General features: G+C 75.0%; 11 protein-coding genes. 5 read left to right on the top strand and 6 right to left on the bottom strand.

The features are described 5' to 3' along the window. Positions 1 to 9: 9 nt before the first annotated feature. Positions 10 to 7488 (bottom strand): type I polyketide synthase, encoded by a 7479-nt coding sequence (locus ACH4B3_RS27105; RefSeq protein WP_398467025.1) that lies wholly within the window; start codon positions 7486 to 7488, stop codon positions 10 to 12. 1733 nt (positions 7489 to 9221) lie between these two features. On the opposite strand from ACH4B3_RS27105, the gene ACH4B3_RS27100 reads away from it, so the two are divergent. Further along, positions 9222 to 10877, top strand: coding sequence for a TlrC/CarA/OleB/SrmB family ABC-F type ribosomal protection protein (locus ACH4B3_RS27100; protein WP_398467023.1), 1656 nt, complete (start codon positions 9222 to 9224; stop codon positions 10875 to 10877). A 255-nt stretch (positions 10878 to 11132) separates the two neighbouring features. On the opposite strand, the gene ACH4B3_RS27095 is transcribed toward ACH4B3_RS27100, so the two are convergent. After that, complete coding sequence (locus ACH4B3_RS27095) at positions 11133 to 11870, bottom strand: NIPSNAP family protein (protein ID WP_398467021.1); 738 nt, start codon at positions 11868 to 11870, stop codon at positions 11133 to 11135. A 129-nt stretch (positions 11871 to 11999) separates the two neighbouring features. Here ACH4B3_RS27095 and ACH4B3_RS27090 point away from each other — a divergent pair, with 129 nt between their 5' ends. Further along, the gene (locus ACH4B3_RS27090; protein WP_398467019.1) at positions 12000 to 13013 is read left to right on the top strand and encodes a helix-turn-helix transcriptional regulator; all 1014 of its coding nucleotides are present in this window, start codon (positions 12000 to 12002) and stop codon (positions 13011 to 13013) included. Here ACH4B3_RS27090 and ACH4B3_RS27085 read toward each other — a convergent pair. Then, positions 12962 to 13870 carry a LysR family transcriptional regulator gene (locus ACH4B3_RS27085; protein WP_398467017.1) on the bottom strand — a complete coding sequence of 303 codons (909 nt, stop codon included), beginning with the start codon at positions 13868 to 13870 and terminating at the stop codon, positions 12962 to 12964. The genes ACH4B3_RS27090 and ACH4B3_RS27085 overlap by 52 nt on opposite strands. Positions 13871 to 13940: 70 nt before the next feature. Here ACH4B3_RS27085 and ACH4B3_RS27080 point away from each other — a divergent pair, with 70 nt between their 5' ends. Next, a complete protein-coding gene (locus ACH4B3_RS27080) occupies positions 13941 to 14846 on the top strand; it encodes an EamA family transporter (RefSeq protein ID WP_398467015.1) in 906 nt (301 codons plus the stop codon). A gap of 220 nt (positions 14847 to 15066) precedes the next feature. On the opposite strand, the gene ACH4B3_RS27075 is transcribed toward ACH4B3_RS27080, so the two are convergent. Further along, positions 15067 to 15675: a helix-turn-helix domain-containing protein gene (locus tag ACH4B3_RS27075; protein ID WP_398467013.1), complete on the bottom strand. Its 609-nt coding sequence runs from the start codon at positions 15673 to 15675 to the stop codon at positions 15067 to 15069. An 88-nt stretch (positions 15676 to 15763) separates the two neighbouring features. Here ACH4B3_RS27075 and ACH4B3_RS27070 point away from each other — a divergent pair, with 88 nt between their 5' ends. Then, positions 15764 to 16390 carry a class I SAM-dependent methyltransferase gene (locus ACH4B3_RS27070; RefSeq protein WP_398467011.1) on the top strand — a complete coding sequence of 209 codons (627 nt, stop codon included), beginning with the start codon at positions 15764 to 15766 and terminating at the stop codon, positions 16388 to 16390. A gap of 40 nt (positions 16391 to 16430) precedes the next feature. Then, positions 16431 to 16931: a DinB family protein gene (locus ACH4B3_RS27065; protein WP_398467010.1), complete on the top strand. Its 501-nt coding sequence runs from the start codon at positions 16431 to 16433 to the stop codon at positions 16929 to 16931. Positions 16932 to 17210: 279 nt separating this feature from the next. Here the strand turns inward: ACH4B3_RS27065 and ACH4B3_RS27060 are convergent, their stop codons facing one another. Beyond that, a complete protein-coding gene (locus ACH4B3_RS27060; protein WP_398467008.1) occupies positions 17211 to 19571 on the bottom strand; it encodes an MMPL family transporter in 2361 nt (786 codons plus the stop codon). A 257-nt stretch (positions 19572 to 19828) separates the two neighbouring features. Next, positions 19829 to 21007, bottom strand: coding sequence for an Ig-like domain-containing protein (locus ACH4B3_RS27055; RefSeq protein WP_398467006.1), 1179 nt, complete (start codon positions 21005 to 21007; stop codon positions 19829 to 19831).

Here is a 21007-nt window from a genome sequence, read left to right as displayed (position 1 = left end):
TGTCGCCTTTCACGAGGGGTTGGGAGAGGTGGCAAGCCAGTCGGTGATGGCCTGCATGGTCGTCGGGCCGTGCTCCCGGATCACGGTGAAGTGGTCGCCGGGCACGTCGACGGCGGTGTGGGCGAGCTGCCAGGAGGCCCGCCAGTCGTCGGCCGGGTAGCCCGGCAGCGGGTCCGTCGCCCGGAGCAGCAGCGTCGGGGTGGCGATGTCCTTGGGCCGCCAGCGCTCGAAGAGCCGGTCGTAGCCGCCCATCGCGGTGAGGCAGAGGTCGTCCCACCGCTCCTCCGCCGCACCGGGGGAGTCCGCCCCGGCGCCGAGGAGCCGCCGGGCGATCGCGGAGTGGATGCGGGGCAGGGTGACGCTGTCGGGGGAGTAGCTGTCCAGCAGGACGACCGCCGCGGCCGGGGTGCCCTGGTGCTCCAGCCGGGCCGCCACCGCGTGGGCGATCCAGCCGCCGGAGGAGTGCCCGAGGATCACGAACGGCTCGCCCCCGGCCCGCCGCACCACCTCTTCCGCGTGCAGCCGGGCCAGCGCGTCGACGTCGGCCGGCAGCGGCTCGCCGGCGGCGAACCCCGGTGCGGGCAGCGCCCACAGGTCCTGCCGGCCGTGTACGGCCGCGGCGAGCCGGGCGTACTGCCGGGCGGCCGAGCGGCCCGCGAAGGACGGGAAGCAGAGGATGCGGGGGCCCTGCGGGCCGTGCGACAGGCGGACCGGTGCGGGGGCCGCCGGCGGGCTCCCGGCCGCGTCGAAGGTGTGGTCGAACGAGGGACGGAACTGGGAGGCCGTCATCAGCAGTTCACGGACCTCCGGGTACCTGCCGAGCTCCGCGGCCCGGAACGCCAGCGCCGTCAGTGTGCCCTCGGGAGCCGGGGTCGCCGCCGCCGTGTCACCGGTCGCCGGCGCCGCGCCCGCGCCCGCGCCCGGCTCGAACGGGGTGTCCGAGGACTCCAGACCGGCCACCAGATGGGCGGTGAGTGCCTTCAGCGTGGGGTGCTCGAACACGAGGGAGGCGACGAGCGGCAGGCCGGTGGCCGCCCGCAGTCCGTTGCGCAGCTCGGTCGCCGCCAGCGAGTCGAAGCCCAGCTCGGGCAGCCCCATGCTGTTCTCCACCGCCTCGGTCGTGGGGTGCCCCAGCACCGCGGCCACCTGGGCGGCCACCAGTTCCCGCACCGCCTCCTCCCGCTCGGCGGCGGACAGTTCCGCCAGACGCTGCCGCAGCGCGGCCGGGCCGTCGGTCCCGGTGGCTCCGGCGCTCGTGCCGGCGGGCGCCGCGCCGGACCCGTCGCCGGATGACGTCATGGACCAGTCCGGCCAGTACCGCTGCCGCTGGAAGGGGTACGTCGGCAGCTGGACCAGCCGGGGCCGGGGCCCGCCGGAACGGTCGAACACGGCCCGCCAGTCCACCGGGACACCGTGGACGTGCGCCTGGGCCAGGCCCGTCAGCAGACTGCCGGCCTCGGGGCGGTCCCGCCGGAGCAGCGGCACCGCCGCGGCGGGCGCGTCCGGCTCGGTCAGGCAGTCCTGGACGAGCGCCGACAGCACCCCGCCGGGGCCCAGCTCCAGCCAGGTGGTCACGCCGTCGGCCGCCATCCGGCGGACGCCGTCACCGAAGCGCACCGCCTCGCGCAGATGCCGCACCCAGTACTCCGGCGAGCCGACCTCCTCGCCGGCCCGGTCACCGGTCAGGTTGGACACCAGCGGAATACGCGGCGCCCGGTACGACAGCCCCGCCGCGATCCGGCCGAACTCCTCCAGCACGTCGTCCATCAACGGCGAGTGGAACGCCCGCGCGACCCGGATGCGCTTGGTCTTGCGGCCCTGCGCGGCCAGGGTGTCCGCCACCTCGGCCACGGTGGCGGCGTCACCGGAGACCACCGTGGCCAGCGGCCCGTTGACGGCGGCGACGGACACCAGGTGCTCGCGGCCGGCCAGCAGCGGCGCCACATCGGCCTCGGCCGCCTGCACCGCCACCATGGCACCGCCGGCGGAGGTGCCGTGCATCAGCCGGCCGCGCGCCGCGACCAGCTCGCAGGCGTCCTCCAACGAGAGCACCCCGGCCAGGTGCGCCGCGGTCAGCTCGCCCACCGAGTGGCCGCTCACACAGTCGGGCACCACACCCCAGGAGTCCAGCAGCCGGGCCAGGGCGACGCCGAGGGCGAACAGCGCGGGCTGGGTGCACACCGTCTCGTCCAGCAGTCCGGCCTCGGCGGAGCCCTCGGGCGCGGACATCACCTCGCGCAGCGGCCGGCCGAGGTGCGCCGCGAGGTGCGGGTCCAGCAGTCCGCAGACCTCGTCCAGTGCCTCGGCGAACACCGGGAACGCCCGGTAGAGCTCGCTGCCCGCCCCCGGCCGCTGGCTCCCCTGACCGGGGAAGAGGAACGCGGTCCTGCCGCCCGCCGCGACGCCGCGCACCAGCCCGGGGGCGGCCCGCCCCGCCGCCAGGGCGTCGAGCCCGGCGAGCAGCTGCCCGTCCTCGTCCGCGACGACGGCCGCCCGGTGCTCCAGCGCGGACCGGGAGACCGCCAGGGAGTAGCCGACGTCCACCGGCCGCGGACCGGGCCGCTCGCCGAGGTGGTCGCGCAGCCGCGCGGCCTGGGCGCGCAGCGCCGGCTCGCTCTTCGCGGACAGCAGCCAGGGGACGGGGAGCGGCGGCCGGGGGGCGGCCCCGGGGGGAAGCGCTGCATCCGACACGGGTGCCGCGCCGGGCGGCGGCGGGTCAGCCGCCGCGGCGGACGTGCCCGCGGCGTGCTCCGCCCGGTCCGGCGCGGACTCCTCCGGAGCGGCCACCGCGGACTCAGGGGACTCGACCGGCGCGGGGGCCTGTTCGATGATGGCGTGCGCGTTGGTGCCGCTGACCCCGAAGGAGGAGACGCCGGCCCGGCGCGGGCGGCCGGTCTCCGGCCAGGGGATCGCCCGGGTGAGCAGGGAGACCGCGCCCATGGACCAGTCCACATGCGGGGTGGGCTCCTCGGCGTGCAGGGTGAGCGGCAGCACGCCGCGCTCCATCGCCAGCACCATCTTGATCACGCCGGCGAGGCCGGCGGCGGCCGCGGTGTGGCCGATGTTCGACTTCACCGTGCCCAGCCACAGCGGCCGGTCGGCGGGCCGCTCCCGGCCGTAGGTGGCGAGCAGGGCCTGCGCCTCGATGGGGTCGCCGAGCGCGGTGCCGGTGCCGTGCGCCTCCACGGCGTCCACCTCGCCCGCCGTCAGCCGCGCGTTGGCCAGCGCCTGGCGGATCACCCGCTCCTGGGCGGGACCGTTGGGCGCGGCCAGCCCGTTGCTCGCGCCGTCCTGGTTGACGGCCGTGCCGCGTACCACGGCCAGGACGGGATGGCCGTTGCGCCGGGCGTCCGACAGGCGCTCCACCAGCACCACGCCGGCGCCCTCGCCCCACGCGGTGCCGTCGGCGGCGGCAGAGAACGCCTTGCACCGGCCGTCCGGCGCCAGCCCGCGCTGCCGGCTGAAGCCGATGAACGCCAGCGGGGTGCTCAGCACCGTCACACCGGCCGCCAGTGCCAGCGAACTCTCGCCGCTGCGCACCGACTGGCAGGCCAGGTGCAGCGCGACCAGGGAGGACGAGCAGGCGGTGTCCACCGTGACGGCGGGCCCCTCCAGCCCGAAGGAGTAGGCCAGCCGGCCGGAGATCACACTGGCCGCGTTGCCGGTGAGGGCGTAGCCCTCGACGCCCGAGGCCACCGCGCCGACCATCAGCTGGGTGTAGTCCTGGCCACTGGAGCCGGCGAAGACCCCGGTACGGCTGCCGCGCAGCGACTCGGGCGCGATACCGGCCCGTTCGAACGCCTCCCACGCCGTCTCCAGCAGCAGCCGCTGCTGCGGGTCCATGGCGAGGGCCTCGCGCGGACTGATCCCGAACAGCGCGGCGTCGAACTCGTCCGCGTCGGCGATGAACCCGCCCTCCCGGGTGTAGGTCCGGCCCGCGCGGTCCGGGTCGGGGTCGTAGACCGACTCGATGTCCCAGCCGCGGTTGTCGGGGAACCCCGAGATCGCGTCGCCGCCGCCGTCCACCAGCCGCCACAGGTCCTCGGGCGAGCCGACGTCCCCCGGGAAGCGGCAGGCCATGGCGACGATGGCGATCGGCTCGTCGTCGGCGGCGACCGAGGCCACCGGGGCCGGTCCGGCGGTGTCCGGCTGCGTGCCCAGCAGCTCGGTCAGCAGCCGGCGGCCCAGCGCCTGCGGGGTCGGGTGGTCGAACACGGTGGTCGCCGGCAGCCGCAGCCCGGTGGCGGCGTTGAGCCGGTTCCGCAGCTCCACGGCGGTGAGCGAGACGAAGCCCAGTTCGGTGAACGGGCGCGCCCGGTCGACGGGCTCCTCGGTCCCCAGTACCGCGGCGATGTGCGTCTGCAGCATCTCGGCGACGGTGTGCTCCCGTTCGGCCTCCGGCAGTCCGGCGAGCCGCCGGCGCAGCGCGGCCGCCGCCGAGATGGGGTCGTCGGCCGCGGCACGCTCGCGGCCGCGGCCGCGCCAGGAGGACAGCACCGGCAGCAGCGAGCCGAGGGTGGACAGCTGGTCGTCGTCGGTTATGCCCAGCGACTCGGCCAGGCTGCCCAGGTCCCCGCGTTCCACGGCCTCCCAGAAGCGGACCTCGGCCGGATCCTCCGCCGGGCCGCCGGTCGCCCCGGGCGGCAGCGTGTCCACCCAGTACCGGCGGCGCTGGAAGGCGTACGTCGGCAGCAGGCCGGGGTCCAGCCCCCGCCGGGGCGTCCCGGCGAACGCCGGGGACCAGTCCACCGCCACACCCCCGGTGTACGCCTCGGCCACCGAGGTCAGGAAGCGCGACCAGCCGCCCTCGTCGCGCCGCAGCGAACCCACCACCAGGGCGGGGGCGTCGGCGGTGTCCAGCGTCTCCTCGATCGCCGCGGTGAGCACCGGGTGCGGGCTGATCTCCGCGAAGGTGGTGTGGCCCTGCCCGGCGAGGGCGCGTACGGCGGGCTCCAGGCGCACGGTCTGCCGCAGGTTCGTGTACCAGTAGGCGGCGTCCAGCCCGGCGGTGTCCAGCCAGTCCCCCGTCACGGTGGAGAAGAACGGTATGTCGCCGGCGCGCGGTGCCACCGGCGCCAGTGCCTCGGCGAGTTCGCGTTCGATGGCCTCGACATGCGGTGAGTGGGAGGCGTAGTCCACCTCGACGCGACGGGCGCGCACGCCGTCGCGCTCGCAGCCGGCCAGCAGCTCCGTGAGGGCGTCCGCGTCGCCGGAGACCACGACCGAGGCCGGCCCGTTGAGCGCGGCCACCGTGACGCGCCCGTCCCAGGGCCGCAGCAACTCCTCGACGCCCTCGCGCGGCAGCGCGATCGAGGCCATGCCACCCCGCCCCGCCAGCACCCCGAGCGCGCGGCTGCGCAGTGCGACCACCCGTGCGCCGTCCTCCAGCGACAGGCCGCCCGCCACCACGGCGGCGGCGATCTCGCCCTGCGAGTGGCCGACGACGGCGGCGGGCTCGACGCCGAAGGACCGCCACAGCCCGGCGAGGGAGATCATCACGGCCCACAGCACGGGCTGCACCACGTCGACCCGGTCCAGGCCCGGGGCGCCGTCGGCGCCCCGCAGGACGTCGGTGAGGGACCAGTCCACGAAGCCGCCGAGCGCCGCCTCGCACTCGGCGATGCGGTCGGCGAACACGGGGGAGGCGTCGAGCAGTTCCACCGCCATGCCCGCCCACTGGGCGCCCTGGCCGGGGAAGACGAACACCGGCCGACGGCCGTCCGCCGCCCGGCCGGTGACCGTGCCGGCCGGGTCCGACCCCTCGGCGATGCCGCGCGCGCCGGCCACCAGCGCGTCCCGGCCGGCGGCGACCACCACCGCCCGGTGCTCCAGCGCGCTCCGCGCGGTCGCCAGCGACCAGCCCATCTCGGCGGGCTCCAGGCCGGGGTGGGCCGCGGCGAAGTCGGCCAGCCGGCCGGCCTGGGCGCGCAGCGCCCGCTCGTCCCTGGCCGACACCAGCCAGGGGAGGACGCCGCCGGTGGCCGCGCGTTCGGCGTCCGTGCCGTTCGGCCCCGCTTCTCCCGTGGCCGGGGACGGCGTTCCGGCCCCTTCCGCGGCCGGGGACCGCGCTCCGGCTTCGGCCGGCTGCGCCGCGATGTCGTCGGACGGCGCCTGCTCCAGGATCACATGCGCGTTGGTGCCACTGACGCCGAAGGAGGAAACAGCGGCCCGCCGCGGACGTTCGACGTCCGGCCAGTCCATCGCCTCGGTGACCAGTTCGACACCACCGGCGCTCCAGTCCACATGCGGCGTGGGCGCATCGACGTGCAGAGTGCGGGGCAGCCGCCCGTGACGGATGGCCATCACCATCTTGATCACGCCGGCCACACCGGCGGCGGCCTGGGTGTGGCCGATGTTCGACTTCACCGAGCCCAGCCACAGCGGGCGGTCGGCGGCCCGGTCCTGGCCGTAGGTGGCCAGCAGGGCCTGCGCCTCGATCGGGTCGCCGAGCGCGGTACCGGTGCCGTGCGCCTCCACGGCGTCGACGTCGGCGGCCGAGAGGCGGGCGTTCGCCAGCGCCTGCCAGATCACCCGCTGCTGGGAGGGACCGCTGGGCGCGGTCAGCCCGTTCGACGCGCCGTCCTGGTTGACGGCGGAGCCACGGAGCACGGCGAGCACCGGATGGCCGTTGCGGCGGGCGTCCGAGAGCCGCTCCACGAGCAGCAGACCCACACCCTCGCCCCAGCCGGTGCCGTCGGCGGCCGCGGCGAACGCCTTGCACCGGCCGTCGGGCGCCAGCCCCCGCTGCCGGGCGAACTCCACGAACATCCCCGGGGACGCCATCACCGCCGCCCCGCCGGCCAGGGCGAGGTCGCACTCGCCGCGGCGCAGTGCCTGGCCGGCCAGGTGCAGTGCCACCAGCGACGACGAGCAGGCCGTGTCGACCGTCACCGCCGGGCCTTCCAGGCCGAAGACGTACGACAGCCGGCCGGAGATCACACTCGCCGCACTGCCGGAGAGCAGATAGCCCTCGAAGTTCTCGGTGGCCCGCTGGAGCAGGGCCCCGTACTCCTGGTGGCCGGTGCCGACGAACACCCCGGTGCCGCTGCCGCGCACCGCGGCGGGATCGATCCCGGCCCGTTCGAACGCCTCCCACGCCGTCTCCAGCAGCAGCCGCTGCTGCGGGTCCATGGCGAGGGCCTCGCGCGGGCCGATACCGAAGAAGCCGGCGTCGAAACGGTCCGCGTCGTACAGGAAGCCGCCCGCGCGTCCGTACGTCTTGCCGGGGGCGTCGGGGTCGGGGTCGTACAGCTCTTCCAGATCCCAGCCGCGGTCGGTGGGGAAGGCGGAAACGGCGTCGCGGCCGTCGGCGACCAGCCGCCACAGCCCTTCCGGGCTGTCGGCACCGCCGGGAAAGCGGCAGGACATTCCGACAATGGCGATGGGCTCGCCCTCGACAGCCTCGAGTTCCTGCAACCGACGGCGGGCCTCGGTGAGCTCGACGGTGACCTTCCTGAGGAAGTAACGGAGCTTCTCGTCATTCTCCACGCTGAAACCTTCCCTCGCTGCATGCCCTGTATTTCCCGGGCAACGTGAATGCCGCGCATTCCGTGGAATCCGGGGCCGCTGCCCTGCCGCATCCGGCGTTGGTTCCGGTCATGAGATATCGAGTTCCCTCTCGGCGAAGTCGCCGGCCTCGCCATCCGCCGCCGCGTCCGGACCGCCGTCCGGGAGAGCCGGCGGCCCCTCCGCTCCGCGTGCCGGACGGCGACGACCGGCGGCCCGCCGCCGGTCCGCGCGTCTCGGGGAGGAGGGCGGCGACGTGGGCGGGTCCGGCCTCTCCCGGGGGTGCGAACGGGCCCCGGCAGCGGCCGGCCGCGGGCGGCCACAGGGCGTGCGAACGGAGTCGGCCGCACCGGCGGCCGGCCACCGGCGGCCGGTGGACGGCACGGTGCGGGGCCCGAGCGAACGCCCCCGGAGGCCGCGCGGACGGTGCCGCCCGCCCGTGACCCCCGGGTGCGCGGCGCCGCACCGGAACGCGTCGACCGGCCGGCGGAGCGGGGACATGGCAGCGGGCCTCGGGGCCGGTCGCGAGGTCGGCGCCGCCGCCGTCCGCGCCGGCGGCGGACTCGTCAACGCCCCGTTCCCGTACGCCCTGTTCCGGCATGTCCCGGCCCAGGACCACATGGGTGTCGGCGCCGCTGCCGGCCGAGGAGGAGACCCCGGCCCGGAGTCCCCGGCGGGGCTGTGGGGACGACCGCCCCGCGGGGAGCGGCGCCCCCCGGCCGCGGGAGGCGCCGGCGTGCGGCGCGGCGGCCGGCTCCCGGTGCGGCGGAGCCGGCACCATCGGCGAGACCGCGGCGGAGGACCGGCGGGCCGGGCACGGCCGGCGGTGTGCGGTGCCGCCCCGGAGCCGGGGCGGCGGCTTCCTCGGCGGACCTGCCGAAGGGGCGCTCCGCGAACGGTTCGGCGGCCGCCGCCCCGAGATGCGGGCGGCGGCCGCCCACCCCCGCGATCACGCGGCCCGCACATTCGCTCATCACAGCCGTCATGCCTTCCGATGTACGCATCGAATAGGTCCTTGCTGCCACTCGACCGCTACCGTGAGGGAGGAACTCGGCGTCGGGTTCCCTGGCGGCGCACTCCACGATCCCCCAGGCCGTGGAAGCGATTTCAGACGAGATTTTTTGTCCGGCTCGCGGAGCCTACCTCGATGGTCTTGGCGCCGACTTGGAGACTCTTGTGTACTGCAAGTACCGGTCCGGGGCTGCGAAGTCGCCAAGGGACGACAAGGGCCGGGCGGGAATGCCCGTGATGAACGCATGACGAGAAAGTGACCACCGTTCATTTCCGGCGGTTCAGGTCGCCGAACGCATCTCCGGATAAAGGGAGGCACGCGGATCGGCGAGGGTGCGGGTGGCTCGGTCCTCGTGCCGGTGGGGCGTGCGGTCGCCCACGAAAGCCGGCGGCCGGCCGGGGTGACCGTCTCGGCGCGACCGGGCGCCTCGGCCGGTGGGCGCCGGAATCCGCTTGCGGGACGCTCCGTTGGCCGTCTACGGTGCCCGGCATGGGATCTCTGTGATGGATGAGGATGCGTGGCGTTGAGCCGGTCTCCGTCGCCGCATCCGTCAGCGCGCCGCTGAACCACCGCCGCCCCGCGGGCCGTCCGCCGCGGCGGTGGCCCGGTCGTCGTCTTTTCCGATTCTTTCCGGGACCTTCCGACCGTTCGCCGAGCGCGCTTCAGGCAACCCTCATCCTCATCGTGAACAGGAGACGCCTGCGTGCCCATCGCGCAATACGCTCTGCATGACATCACCAAGCGCTACGACGAGCACGTCGTCCTGGACCGGATCGGCTTCACCGTCAGGCCCGGCGAGAAGGTCGGGGTGATCGGTGACAACGGGTCGGGCAAGTCCACGCTCCTCGAAATCATCGCCGGGCGGGAGCGGCCCGACAACGGGACGCTGACGGTGAGCGCACCCGGCGGCGTCGGCTATCTGGCACAGAGGCTGGAACTGCCGCCGGACGCCACCGTCCAGGACGCCGTCGACCTGGCCCTGTCCGACCTGCGGAAGCTGGAGGCGGGAATGCGCCGGGCCGAAGCGGAACTGGCCGAGCGGGACCGGGAGGGCACCGGCCCCGAGCTGTCCGCCCTCCTCCGGCGCTACGCCGGCCTCGTCGAGGAGTACCAGGCCCGCGACGGTTACGAGGCCGACGTACGGGTGGAGGTGGCGCTGCACGGGCTCGGCCTGCCGGGCCTGGACCGGGGCCGGCGGCTGGGTACCCTCTCCGGCGGCGAGCGGTCCCGCCTCGCCCTGGCGGCGACCCTGGCTTCGGCGCCGGAACTGCTGCTGCTGGACGAGCCCACCAACGATCTCGACGACCGGGCGGTGCGGTGGCTGGAGGAGCACCTCCGCGACCACCGCGGCACCGTCATCGCGGTCACCCACGACCGGGTGTTCCTCGACCGGCTCACCACCACCATCCTGGAGGTCGATTCCGGGCGCGTCGTCCGTTACGGCAACGGCTACGAGGGCTATCTGACCGCCAAGGCGGTGGAGCGCCAACGGCGGTTGCGGGAGTACCAGGAGTGGCGGGCCGAACTGGACCGGAACCGGCAGCTGGTCCTCTCCAACGTGGCACGGATGGACAGCATCCCGCGCAAGCTGCCCCTCGCGGTGTTCGGCGCCGGCGCCTACCGGCGGCGCGGACGCGACCACGGCGCCATGGTGCGGATCCGCAATGCCAAGGAGCGGGTGGCCCGGCTGACCGGGAACCCGGTGACACCGCCCGCCGACCCGCTGTCCTTCGCCGTCCGGATCAGCACCGCGGGCCCCGGGGCGGAGGAGGTGGTGGCCGAGTTGGCCGGAGTACGCGTCGACGGTCGGCTCGCCGTCGACGCGCTGACCCTGCGGCGCGGCACACGGCTGCTGGTCACCGGCCCCAACGGAGCGGGGAAGTCCACCCTGCTGCGGGTGCTGGCCGGCGAACTCGCAGCGGACGGCGGCTCGGTGCGGGTGTCCGGCCGGGTGGGCCATCTGCGGCAGGACGACGTGCCGTGGCCGCCCGGGTTCTCCGTGCTGCGAGCCTTCGCGCACGGCCGGGACGGCCGGCTGGAGGACCACGCGGAGAAGCTGCTCTCCCTGGGCCTGTTCGGCCCGTCCGACCTGCGGCGGCGGGTGCGGGACCTGTCGTACGGACAGCGGCGCCGGATCGAACTCGCCCGGCTGGTCGGCGATCCGGTGGATCTGCTGCTGCTGGACGAGCCCACCAACCACCTCACCCCGGTGCTGGTGGAGGAGGTGGAGCAGGCGCTGACGGACTACCAGGGTGCGGTGGTGGTGGTCACCCACGACCGCCGCATGCGCTCCCGCTTCAGCGGCTCCCGGCTGACGCTCCGCGACGGCCGGGTCGTCGCGGAGCACACCGGGGTCTGACCCCGCACCGGCGCCGGCCGGTCCCCAACCGGCAGGCACCGCAACCGGAAGGCTCGCGGCCGGAAGGGCCGGAAGGGCCGGAAGGGCCGGAAGGGCCGGAAGGGCCGGAACCGGGTCGCCCGGCGCCGGGGAGGCGGGTCCCGCGAGCCGCCGCCGTACCGGGCGCCGGGCGCCGGGCGTGGCGCGAGCGGGAGTGCCGACGTCGGCGTGCGGCACCGGCGGGGCCAGGGCCGCCGACAGCCTGGGGCTCCCGGGTCAGCGGACGAGCGAGCGTCCGGTGGGTGCCAGCCTCAGCGCATGGGGCGCTGCCACCTGCTCCTTCCCGATCTCCGCCAGGACCGCCTCGCCACGGGGGTGGGCCAGCACCTCGGCGAGATGCCGGCGGTGGGCGCTCTCGTCGGGGTAGGAGGTGAGGACCACCACGACGTTCTCTCCGGTGCGGACCGGCAGCCTGGCGAAGGTGTTGTGCGCGGTTTCGGTGGTCAGGACGGCGAGGGGCGCGGGCCCCGCCTCGCGGAGCACGGGCAGCAGACCGTCCCGGACGAGTGCGCCGCCGTCGGGCCGCCCGGGAGGGAAGGACCACACGGTGGCGGCCACGAACCGGTCCGGCGCCGGCGCACCGGTCCGGGGCCGCTCGGACCGGCGGACGGCGAGGCCGCTGCCGGCCGAAAGAGGCCGCAGCAGCAGGACGTCGTCGGAGTCGGCCATGGTGGCGTTGGCCCGCGGACCGTGCTCGGCCCAGACGGGCCCGCCGTAGAAGTCCGTCAGCGCGCGGTGCCGTACCGCCATGTCCGGGAACCCGCGCAGCCAGACGAAGCGGTCCGGATCGTCGAGGTCCCGGAACTGGCCGAGCACGACCATCCCGGTCGCTTCCTGGGTTTCGACGAACTCCCGGTCGAACAGGTCGATGAGTTCGTCGCGCCGACCGGGACGCAGCGTGTACTGGCGGAGCTCGACCACGGCGGGGCGGTCGGCGGGGCCGGTGGGGGACATGACGGGACTCCTGTTCACCGCTCTTCTCCGGCCACGGACGGCCGGCCGGTCCGGCCGGTGCCGGACGCTCCTCGACGCTAGGGGAGCCGTGTGCCAGGAGCTGTCAGGGTTTCCGGGGAGAATGCGCTCATGTCTGCCGGTCGCCTGCTGTCGCTGCTGTTGCTGCTGCAATCCCGCGGCCGCATGCCCGCCCGCGGGATCGCCGACGAACTGGGGGTATCCGTCCGGACCGCCTACCGTGACCTGGCACGTCTGCAGGCCGCCGGGGTCCCGGTCTATGCCGAGCAGGGCCGGGCGGGCGGCTACCGGCTGCTCGACGGCTATCGCACCCGGCTCACCGGGATGAGCGAGGGCGAGGCGCGGGCCCTGTTCTTCGCCGGACTGCCCGGGCCCGCCGCCGATCTGGGCCTCGCGGCGGAGGTGACGGCGGCACGGCTGAAGCTCCTGGCCGCGCTGCCGACCGGACTGCGCGAGGAGGCGGCCCGTACCGCGGCGGTGTTCCACCTGGACGCTCCCGGCTGGTACCGGGAACCCGAACCGACGCCGCGGCTGCCGGTGCTCGTCGACGCGCTGCTCACCCGGCGCGCGGTGGACGTACGCTACCGCCGCTGGCGCGCGCCGCAGGAAGTCGCCCGCCGGCTGCGCCCCTACGGGCTGGTGCTCAAATCCGGCACCTGGTACCTGGTGGCCGCCGGGGAAAGCCGGATCGCGACGTACCGGGTCACCCAGGTCCTCGACGCGGTGCCGAGCGACGAGCGGTTCGACCGGCCGCACGGGTTCGACCTGGGCGCGTACTGGACCTCCTACCTGGACGACTTCCAGGCCCGCCGTCACACCGGCACCGCCACCGTCCGGCTGTCCCCGCGCGGACGTCGACGCCTGCCCGACAACGTCCCTGCGGAGGTGGTGCGGGCGGTCGAGGCCACCGCGACCCCGGTCGGCGACGACGGATGGGTCGAGGCCGTCATACCGACCGAGAGCACCGACCACGCCTGCGGCGAGCTGCTGCGGCTCGGTGTCGACGTCGAGGTCGTCGCGCCGGCCGAACTGCGCGAGGCCATGGCCGCCACCGTGGGCGTCCTCGCCCGGGCCTACGGGGTCCCGTCAGGCCGGGGCGCGCACCCGGTGGCCGAGGGGTCCTGACGTCCCGACACCACCTCGCGGGCCAGCGCCAGCAGATCGGCGATCGCCGGGTGTCCCGGCGTGCCGCCGGGCCAGGCCAGGACCAGGGGGACCGGCGGGGCACCGGTCAGCGGCCGGTAGGCGATCGTCGGGTGCGTGTGCATGCGGGGCGTCGCCGAGGTGGAGACGCCCACCGCGCGGCCCACGGCGATCGCCGTCAGCCACTCGTCCGTGTTGGTGACCTCGATCGTCGTCGCGGGGCGGGCGTCCACCGGCCACAGGTCCAGCGTGGTCGTCCCGGCGACCGTGTTCAGGACGACCGGCCACGCAGCGAGGTCCGCCGGGGTGAGCGTCTCCCGTGCCGCGAGGTCGCTGTCGGCGGGCACCACGGCCACCCGCTCCTCCGTGAGCAGCTGGACCGTGACGAGTCCCGGGGCCGTCACCGGACCGCGCAGCAGTGCCACGTCCACCGCGCCATGGGCCAGGCCGGCCAAGCGGTCGTCGATGCGGCGCAGCTCCAGCGGTACGTCGGGGTGCTCCTCGTCCCAGCGCCGAAGCAGCGGGACCGTGTAGGGACCGAGTGCCGCCCACGGGTGACCGAGCCGCAGCGGCCACACCCCCAGGGCGCCAGGGTCGAGGGCCGCGTCGACGGCGGCCAGCGCCGCGGTCGCCTTCTGCCGGAACGTACGGCCCTCCGCCGTCAGCTCCAGGTGGTGGGTGGAGCGGTCGACCAGCCGTACGCCCAGGTGGTCCTCGAGTTGGCGCAGCGTACGGGAGAGGGCGGGCTGGCCGGTGTGCAGACGGGCCGCCGCCCGGGTGATCGTGCCCTCCTCGGCGATGGCGAGGAAGGCCCGCAGATGGCGCAGCTCCATGGTCATGCCGGTGAAGCATAACGGCCGCTCGAACCGGCATTTCACGCCGTGCCGAGGGATCCGTAGCGTGACGTCCATGACGAAGACGGTGGCAACGCCCGCGGCGCGGGCATCGACGACGGGCACCCTGGTCCGCACCCCTTCGGGCGTGGCCGGCCTCGGCGGGATCGGACTGGTCCTGGCGGGTGGGGTCTCGGTGCAGTTCGGCTCCGCGGTGGCCGCCCTGCTCTTCCCGCGGGCCGGCGCGTTCGGCGTGGTGTCGCTGCGGATCACGATCGCCGCGCTGCTCCTGTCGGCCGTGTGCCGTCCCCGGCTGCGCGGCCGCTCCGGTACGGACTGGGCCGTGGCCGGCGTCTTCGGCCTCGCGCTGGGCGGCATGAACGTCCTCTTCTACCAGGCCATCGACCGGATCCCGCTGGGCCCGGCGGTCACCCTGGAGGTCCTCGGCCCGCTACTGCTGTCCGTCGTCGGGGCGCGCCGGGCCCGCGGCCTGCTGTGGGCCGGCCTGGCCCTCGCGGGGGTCCTCCTGCTCGGCCGGAGCGGCCTCGCCGGACTCGACCCCGCGGGGGTGGCCTTCGCCCTCGCGGCGGGGGCCATGTGGGCGGCGTACATCGTCTTCGGCGCCCGGGCCGGAGCCCGCTTCCCGGGGCTGGACGGTCTGGCCGTCGCGATGGCCGTGGCCGCCCTGGTGAGCCTGCCGCTGGGCATCGGCTCGGCGGGCGGCACGCTGCTGGAACCGGGCGTGCTGGCACTGGGGGTGGCCATCGCGGTGCTGTCCTCGGGGCTGCCGTACACGCTGGAGCTGCTGGCCCTGCGGCGGCTGCCGACGGAGACCTTCGCGGTGCTGACGAGCCTGGCACCGGCGCTCGCCACGCTGGCGGGATTCCTGGTGCTGGGACAGACGCCGACGGTGCCGGCGTGTGCGGGCATCGCCCTGGTGGTCGCCGCGAGCGCGGGGGCGGTACGCGGCGGGGCCCACTGAGCGGGCCGGGCCCCGGGCTGGGGAGCGCCCGGGTGAGGAGACACCGAACCGAGCGCGGCCGGGCAGCGCCCCGGGACGCCGGGCTCGATGGGACAGGTGCTGACGGCCGAGCCGGGGCCGACGGGTGATGTGTTCCCCCGCGGACCGGTGCACGCCTCGCGGCGGTGCGCCTGGTGACGGGACCGGCGCCGCCGCCGGACGCCCGCGGGCGGAGGGTGGTTCACCGCCGGGGCCCGGCCGGAGAGGACCGGTCGGGGCCGGCGCGTACGTGCGCACGCAGCCCCTGCGGGCCGAACAGGACGAGGAGCTCCACCGCGCCGCCGTCGGCGCTGCCCAGCCAGTGCGGCAGGGACGTGTCGAACTCGGCCGCCTCACCCGGCGGCAGCGTCAGGTCGCGCTCGCCGAGCACGAGCCGCAGACGGCCGCTGAGCACATGGAGCCATTCGAAGCCCTCATGGGTCCGCGGGGCCGGTTCGAGCGGTTCCGGCCGGGCGGGGATGACCATCTTGAAGGCGTGCACCCCGCCCGGCCGCCGGGACAGGGGCACAAAGGTCATCCCGTGGCGCCGGATCGGCTTGAGGTGGATCCGGGGGTCGCCGGTGCGCGGGGCACCGACGAGGTCGTCCAGCGGAACGTCGTAGACACGGGCCAGCGGCAACAGAAGTTCCAGGGTCGGCCGGCGCTGCCCGCTCTCCAGCCGGGACAGGGTGCTCTCCGACACGCCGGTCGTGGCCGAGAGGCCGGCGAGGGTGATGCCGCGGTCACGGCGCAGGGCACGGAGCCGTGGCCCCACCGCGTCGAGCACGTCGTCGTCCGTCCTGGGGTCCATGACGCCCATCTTGCCGTTACCGCAAGTTCTCGTGCCGGATCGTGGCGCGCCCGGTGAGACTGGCCGCCCACCGACACGAGGAGTGCTGATGAGTACCACCGATGCGGTCGCGTTCTGGGACGGCGTCCACGCGGCCCGGCCGGCGGCCGCCGACCCGCGACCGAACGTTCGGCTCACCGAGACGGTGAGGGGTCTGCCGCCCGGCGACGCGCTGGACCTCGGCTGCGGCGACGGTGGCGACGCGCTGTGGCTCGCCGGCCGGGGATGGCGGGTCACCGCCGCCGACATCTCGGCCGTGGCGCTGGAGCGGCTCGCCGCCCTCGCCCGCTCCCACGGCCTGGCAGACCGCGTCGGCACCGTGCGGCGCGACCTGCGGGAGTCCTTCCCGCCCGGCGCGTTCGACCTGATCTGCGCCCACTACCTGCACAGCCCCCACGAACCGGACCGAGCAGCCGTCCTGCGCTCGGCCGTGCGCGCACTGCGCCCGGGCGGGCGGCTGCTGGTCGTCGACCACGGCTCGACCGCGCCGTGGTCGTGGAACCAGGACCCCGGTACCCGGTACCCGAGCCCGCGAGAGGTCGCCGCCGGGATCGATCCGGCCCCGCGGACATGGACCGTCGAGCGGGCCGACGCTCTCCGCCGGGTCGCGACCGGACCGGACGGGCGCACCGCCGAGGTCGTCGACCACGTCCTCCTCATCCGCCGCAGCGCCTGACCCGGTGGCCGGTGGCCCAGGCGAAGGAAGGAGATCACCGATGTCCGGCACCATCCGCCCCGACCGCCGCGGCGACACCCCGCCGCCCCGCACCGGAGCCGGCGAGACCGAGGTCCTGCGCGGCTTCCTCGACTACCTCCGCACCTCGATCGCCGCGAAGGTCGACGGTGCCCCCGAGCCGCAGGTGCGCACGGCCGTGGTGCTCTCCGGCACGAACCTGCTCGGCCTGCTCAACCACCTGACGTTCGTCGAGCGCTCGATGTTCCTCGGCCACCACGTCCCCGACTGGGAGGGGACGTTCCGGGCCGCGCCGACGGACAGCGTGGCCGATGTCGTGGCCCGCTACCGGGAGACGGTCGAGCGCGCGAACCACGTCCTCGACGGGTGCACCGATCTCACCGCACCCGTCCCCCGGCCACGGCCGGGCCACCCCCGCCCCAGTGTCCGCTGGGCCCTGACCCACATGATCGAGGAGACCGGCCGGCACGCCGGCCACGCGGACATCCTCCGCGAACTGATCGACGGCTCGGCCGGCCGCTGATCCGCCGCCGGCGCCCGCACACGCGTCGGCGGCGGGTCCCCGCCCCCGAGCGAGACCGCCACGGCACCCGGACCCGCCTGCCGGCACGCGGCCACGTCCCGTCAGGCGGCGGGCGACGGAACCCCGGGCATGACACGCCACCCATGACGCACGAGGGCCGGTTCCCCACGATCGGGGAACCGGCCCTCCTCGGGTGGCCCGGGCCGCGGTGCGGTGCCCTCGGGGCACCACCGCGGCCCGGTCCGGTGCGGCCGTTCAGCCGCACCCGGGCCTACCGCGTCACTCCCGCCGCCCGGTGGTCTCCATGGCGCGGTGCACCGGAGCGGCCGTCCGGGACACCTCGGCGTGACCGGGGTCCGGCAGGCGGCGCAGCCAGCGCGGGAGGTACCAGTTGCGGTCACCCAGCAGTGTCATCAGCGCCGGGAGGAGGACGCCGCGGATCACGGTGGCGTCGATCAGCACCGCCACCGCCAGGCCGACCCCCATCTGCTTCATGCTCTGCATGGACAGGGTGCCGAAGACCGAGAAGACCGCGACCATGATGACCGCCGCGCTGGTGACGACACCGGCGGTGGTCTTGATGCCGTGGACCACCGCGTCGCGGGTGCCGCGGCCGGCCATCCGCGCCTCCCTGATCCGGGAGACCACGAACACGTGGTAGTCCATGCTCAGCCCGAAGAGGATGACGAACAGGAACAGCGGCAGCCAGGGCACCACCGCCCCGACACCGGAGGCGCCCACCAGCCCGGCGCCCCAGCCGTGCTGGAAGACGGCGGTGAGGATGCCGTAGGCGGCTCCCACCGACAGCAGGTTGAGCGCGACGGCGGTGAGGGCGATCACCGGGGAGCGGAAGAACACCAGCATCAGCAGGAACGCGAAGACCACGACGAAGGCGAGGACCGGTGGCACGGCGGAGCCGATCGCCGCGGTGAAGTCCTTGGAGGCGGCGGTGGGGCCGCCGATCGGCGCCTCGTGCACGCCTTCGGCCCGGTCCAGGGTCGCCGCCCGCACGTCGTCCCGGAGGATGTCCAGACTCCGTTCGCTCTGCCGCTGGTCGGTGGCGCCGGCCAGCGGCACGTCCAGCACGGCGACGTTCTGCCGCGGGTGCACCGTCACCTCGACCGGACCGCCGGCGGCCCCCTGGGCGACCGCCTGAGTGCCGAACTCGGCGATGGCGGCTCGCACCGGTGCGGCTTCGATGTCGTCGGCCCGCACCACGACCTCCGCGGGCTCGGCGCCGCCGGGGAACGCCTGGTTGATCCGTTCGTAGGTCGCCACGATCGGCACCGAGTCACCCAGCTCCTGGTCGAGCGTCAGTTCCGCGGTGCGCATCCCCGCGGCGGGCACCGCCAGCAGCAGCAGCGCCCCGCCCGCGACCGCGACGGACAGCCTGGGCCGGCGCAGCACACGGCGGAGCACCGCACCCCAGATCCGGCTGTCGCGCTCACCACCGCCGCCCCGGCGGTCACGGCCGCCGTGCCGGAGCCGGTCCCACAGGGGCAGTCGCCCCTTCTCCACCCGTTCCCCGAGCAGCGACAGCAGCGCGGGCAGCACCGTCACGGAGCCGGTCATCGCGACCGCCACCACCATCAGGGTGGCCAGACCCATCGCCTTGAAGTCGGCGACACCGGTGAGCAGCATGCCCGCCATCGCCACGATGACGGTGAAACCGGAGACCAGCACGGCGTGACCGGAGGTCGCCGCCGCGATCCGCAGCGCCGTTCCCGCGTCCCGCCCGGCGGCCCGCTCCTCACGTTCCCGGCGCAGGTAGAACAGGCAGTAGTCGACCCCGACGGCCAGACCGACCAGCAGCATCACCGAGTTCGCGGTGTCGCTCATGTGCACCAGATGGCTGACCGCGGCCACCAGCCCGGTGGTGGCCAGGAACGCGCTCAGCGCCAGCGCCACCGGCAGCAGGGCCGCGACCAGCGCCCCGAACACCACCAGCAGGATGCCGAACGCCACCGGCAGTGCGGAGAACTCCGCCTTGGTGAGGTCGTCCCCGTACGCCTCGTCGACGGCCTTGTCGCTGCTCGCGTCGCCGAACTGCTCCACGCGCAGCTCCGGATGCCGGTCCGCGACGTCCGCCACGGCGTCCAGCACCGGACCGACCCGGTCGGCCGCCCGCTCCGGGTCGCCGCGCAGGTCGAACCGGACCAGCGCCGAACGCCCGTCCGCGGATATGCCGTCCGAGGCGTAGGGCGAGGTGACGGCGGACGCCTGGCCGGTGCCGCGTACCGCGGTCAGCACCGCGTCCACCGCCGCCCGGAACTCCGGATCGCCGGCCTCGGCCCCGTCCGGGCCTCTGGCCTGCACCAGGACGCTCTCGCCGGCGGGATCCTGGAGACCGGCGTCGTCGAGTATCCGGGAGACGCGCTGGGTCTCGCCGGGCACCTGCTCGCTCTCCTTGACGTCCTCCCGGCCCGCCGTCGCTCCGACGGCGAGGGCAAGGACGACGAACATCACCCAGCCCCCCACCGCCGCCCACCGGTGCCGGGCGCTCCAGCCACCGACACGGGCGGCGATTCCCCGGGTGCTCTGCGGTCGGACTTCGCGCCTCACGGCAACCCCTCGGGCCAGTGGCGGCGTCCTTTCCGCCGCCGTTTCCTCGACCGTAGGCGCGCGGCCGCGGCAGGCCATCGGCCCAGCCGGTGAAACCGGCCCGGCCGGGACTGCGCCGAAGGATGCAGGCGGGCCCCGTACTCGAGGACACCCGGCGGCGGCCGGCCACCGGCCGAGGGCCCGCACGAGGGGTGGGCCGGGCCGTCGGCGCGGGCCTCTCGCGCACCCCCGCGGTCATCCGAAGGGTGTAGCCCGTCCCGCCGCCGCTGTGCCGGACCGTGGCCGGTCGGTGACCTTACGTGGTCGGCCGGCGGCGGGAGGGGGGAGAGACACCCCTACGAGAGGGCGCTCCGCTGCTGCCACTGCTCCCAGGTCTCCTGCCAGACCTCCAGGCCGTTGCCGACGTCGGTCTTGTTGGGGTTGGAGGTGCCCTTCACCTCGACCGTGGAGCCGATGGTCAGGAAGTCGTAGACCTTCTTGGCGTCCGCGGTGGTCATACCGAAGCAGCCGTGGCTGTTGTTGACGACGCCGATGGACTTGTTCCACGGGGCGGAGTGCAGGAAGGTCCCGGACGCGGTGAGGTGGGTCACCCACTGCGAGTCCAGCATCCACTGGTCGCCGTAGCCGATGGTGGAGGAGTCCATCGTCTCGGCGGCGTTCTTGCTGCGCACCGTGTGCACGCCGCCGCGGGTCGGGTCCTGCGGGGAGCCGGCGGAGCCGGTGACGCTGCCGACGCTCTTGCCGTCCTCGTACATCGTCAGGCGGTGCCCCGGAACGTCGATGACGGCTCTGCGGTCGGCGCCCACGGTGAAGTCGAAGTCGTAGTCCCGGACGAACCAGCCGCCGGCGTCACCGGAGTTGATGCCGGACAGGGCACCCTTCACCGACACCTTGGTGCCGCTCGGCCAGTAGTCCTTGGGACGCCAGTCGATCCGGTCCTTGCCGGAGTAGTCCTTGACCCAGCCCCAGGCACCGGTGACCTCCGGCTGGCTGGTGACCTTCAGCGCCTTCTCGATCTCGGCGCGCTGGTCCTCGGCTATCGGGTGGTCGAAGAGGATCGACACCGGCATTCCGGTGCCGACCGTCTCGCCGCCGTTCGGGCGGTTGGTGAGCTTGTTGACCTTGTCAGCGCCCTCGGTGGTGAAGACCGAGGTGGCGGTGGCCTTCCGGCCCTGGTCCGAGGTCGTCTCGGTCCGGACCGTGTAGGTGGCCCCCGGCCGGACCTTGCCGTCCGCGGTCCACGACGTGCCGTCATCGGAGAGCCGGCCACCGACCTTGCCGCCCTTGTCGGCCTTGACGTCGACCGAGGTCAGTTTGCCGCCGGTGGCCCGCACGGATATCGCCGAGCCGAGCTTGGCCGCCTTGGTGCCCCCGGCGGGGGTGACGGTCACCTTGGCGGGCGGCCCGTCGGCCTTCGAGGAGCCATCGCCCCCTCCGCACGCGGTGAGCAGGCCGGCCGCGGCCACCAGGGCGGGCAGCAACCGGGCGGGGCGGCGACGAAGTGCGGCGTGCAC

Source organism: Streptomyces sp. NPDC018031, assembly GCF_044327625.1.
GTDB lineage: Bacteria > Actinomycetota > Actinomycetes > Streptomycetales > Streptomycetaceae > Streptomyces.
The sequence above is the reverse complement of the archived record's forward strand: the minus strand, read 5'-3'. Positions and strand labels throughout refer to the sequence as shown.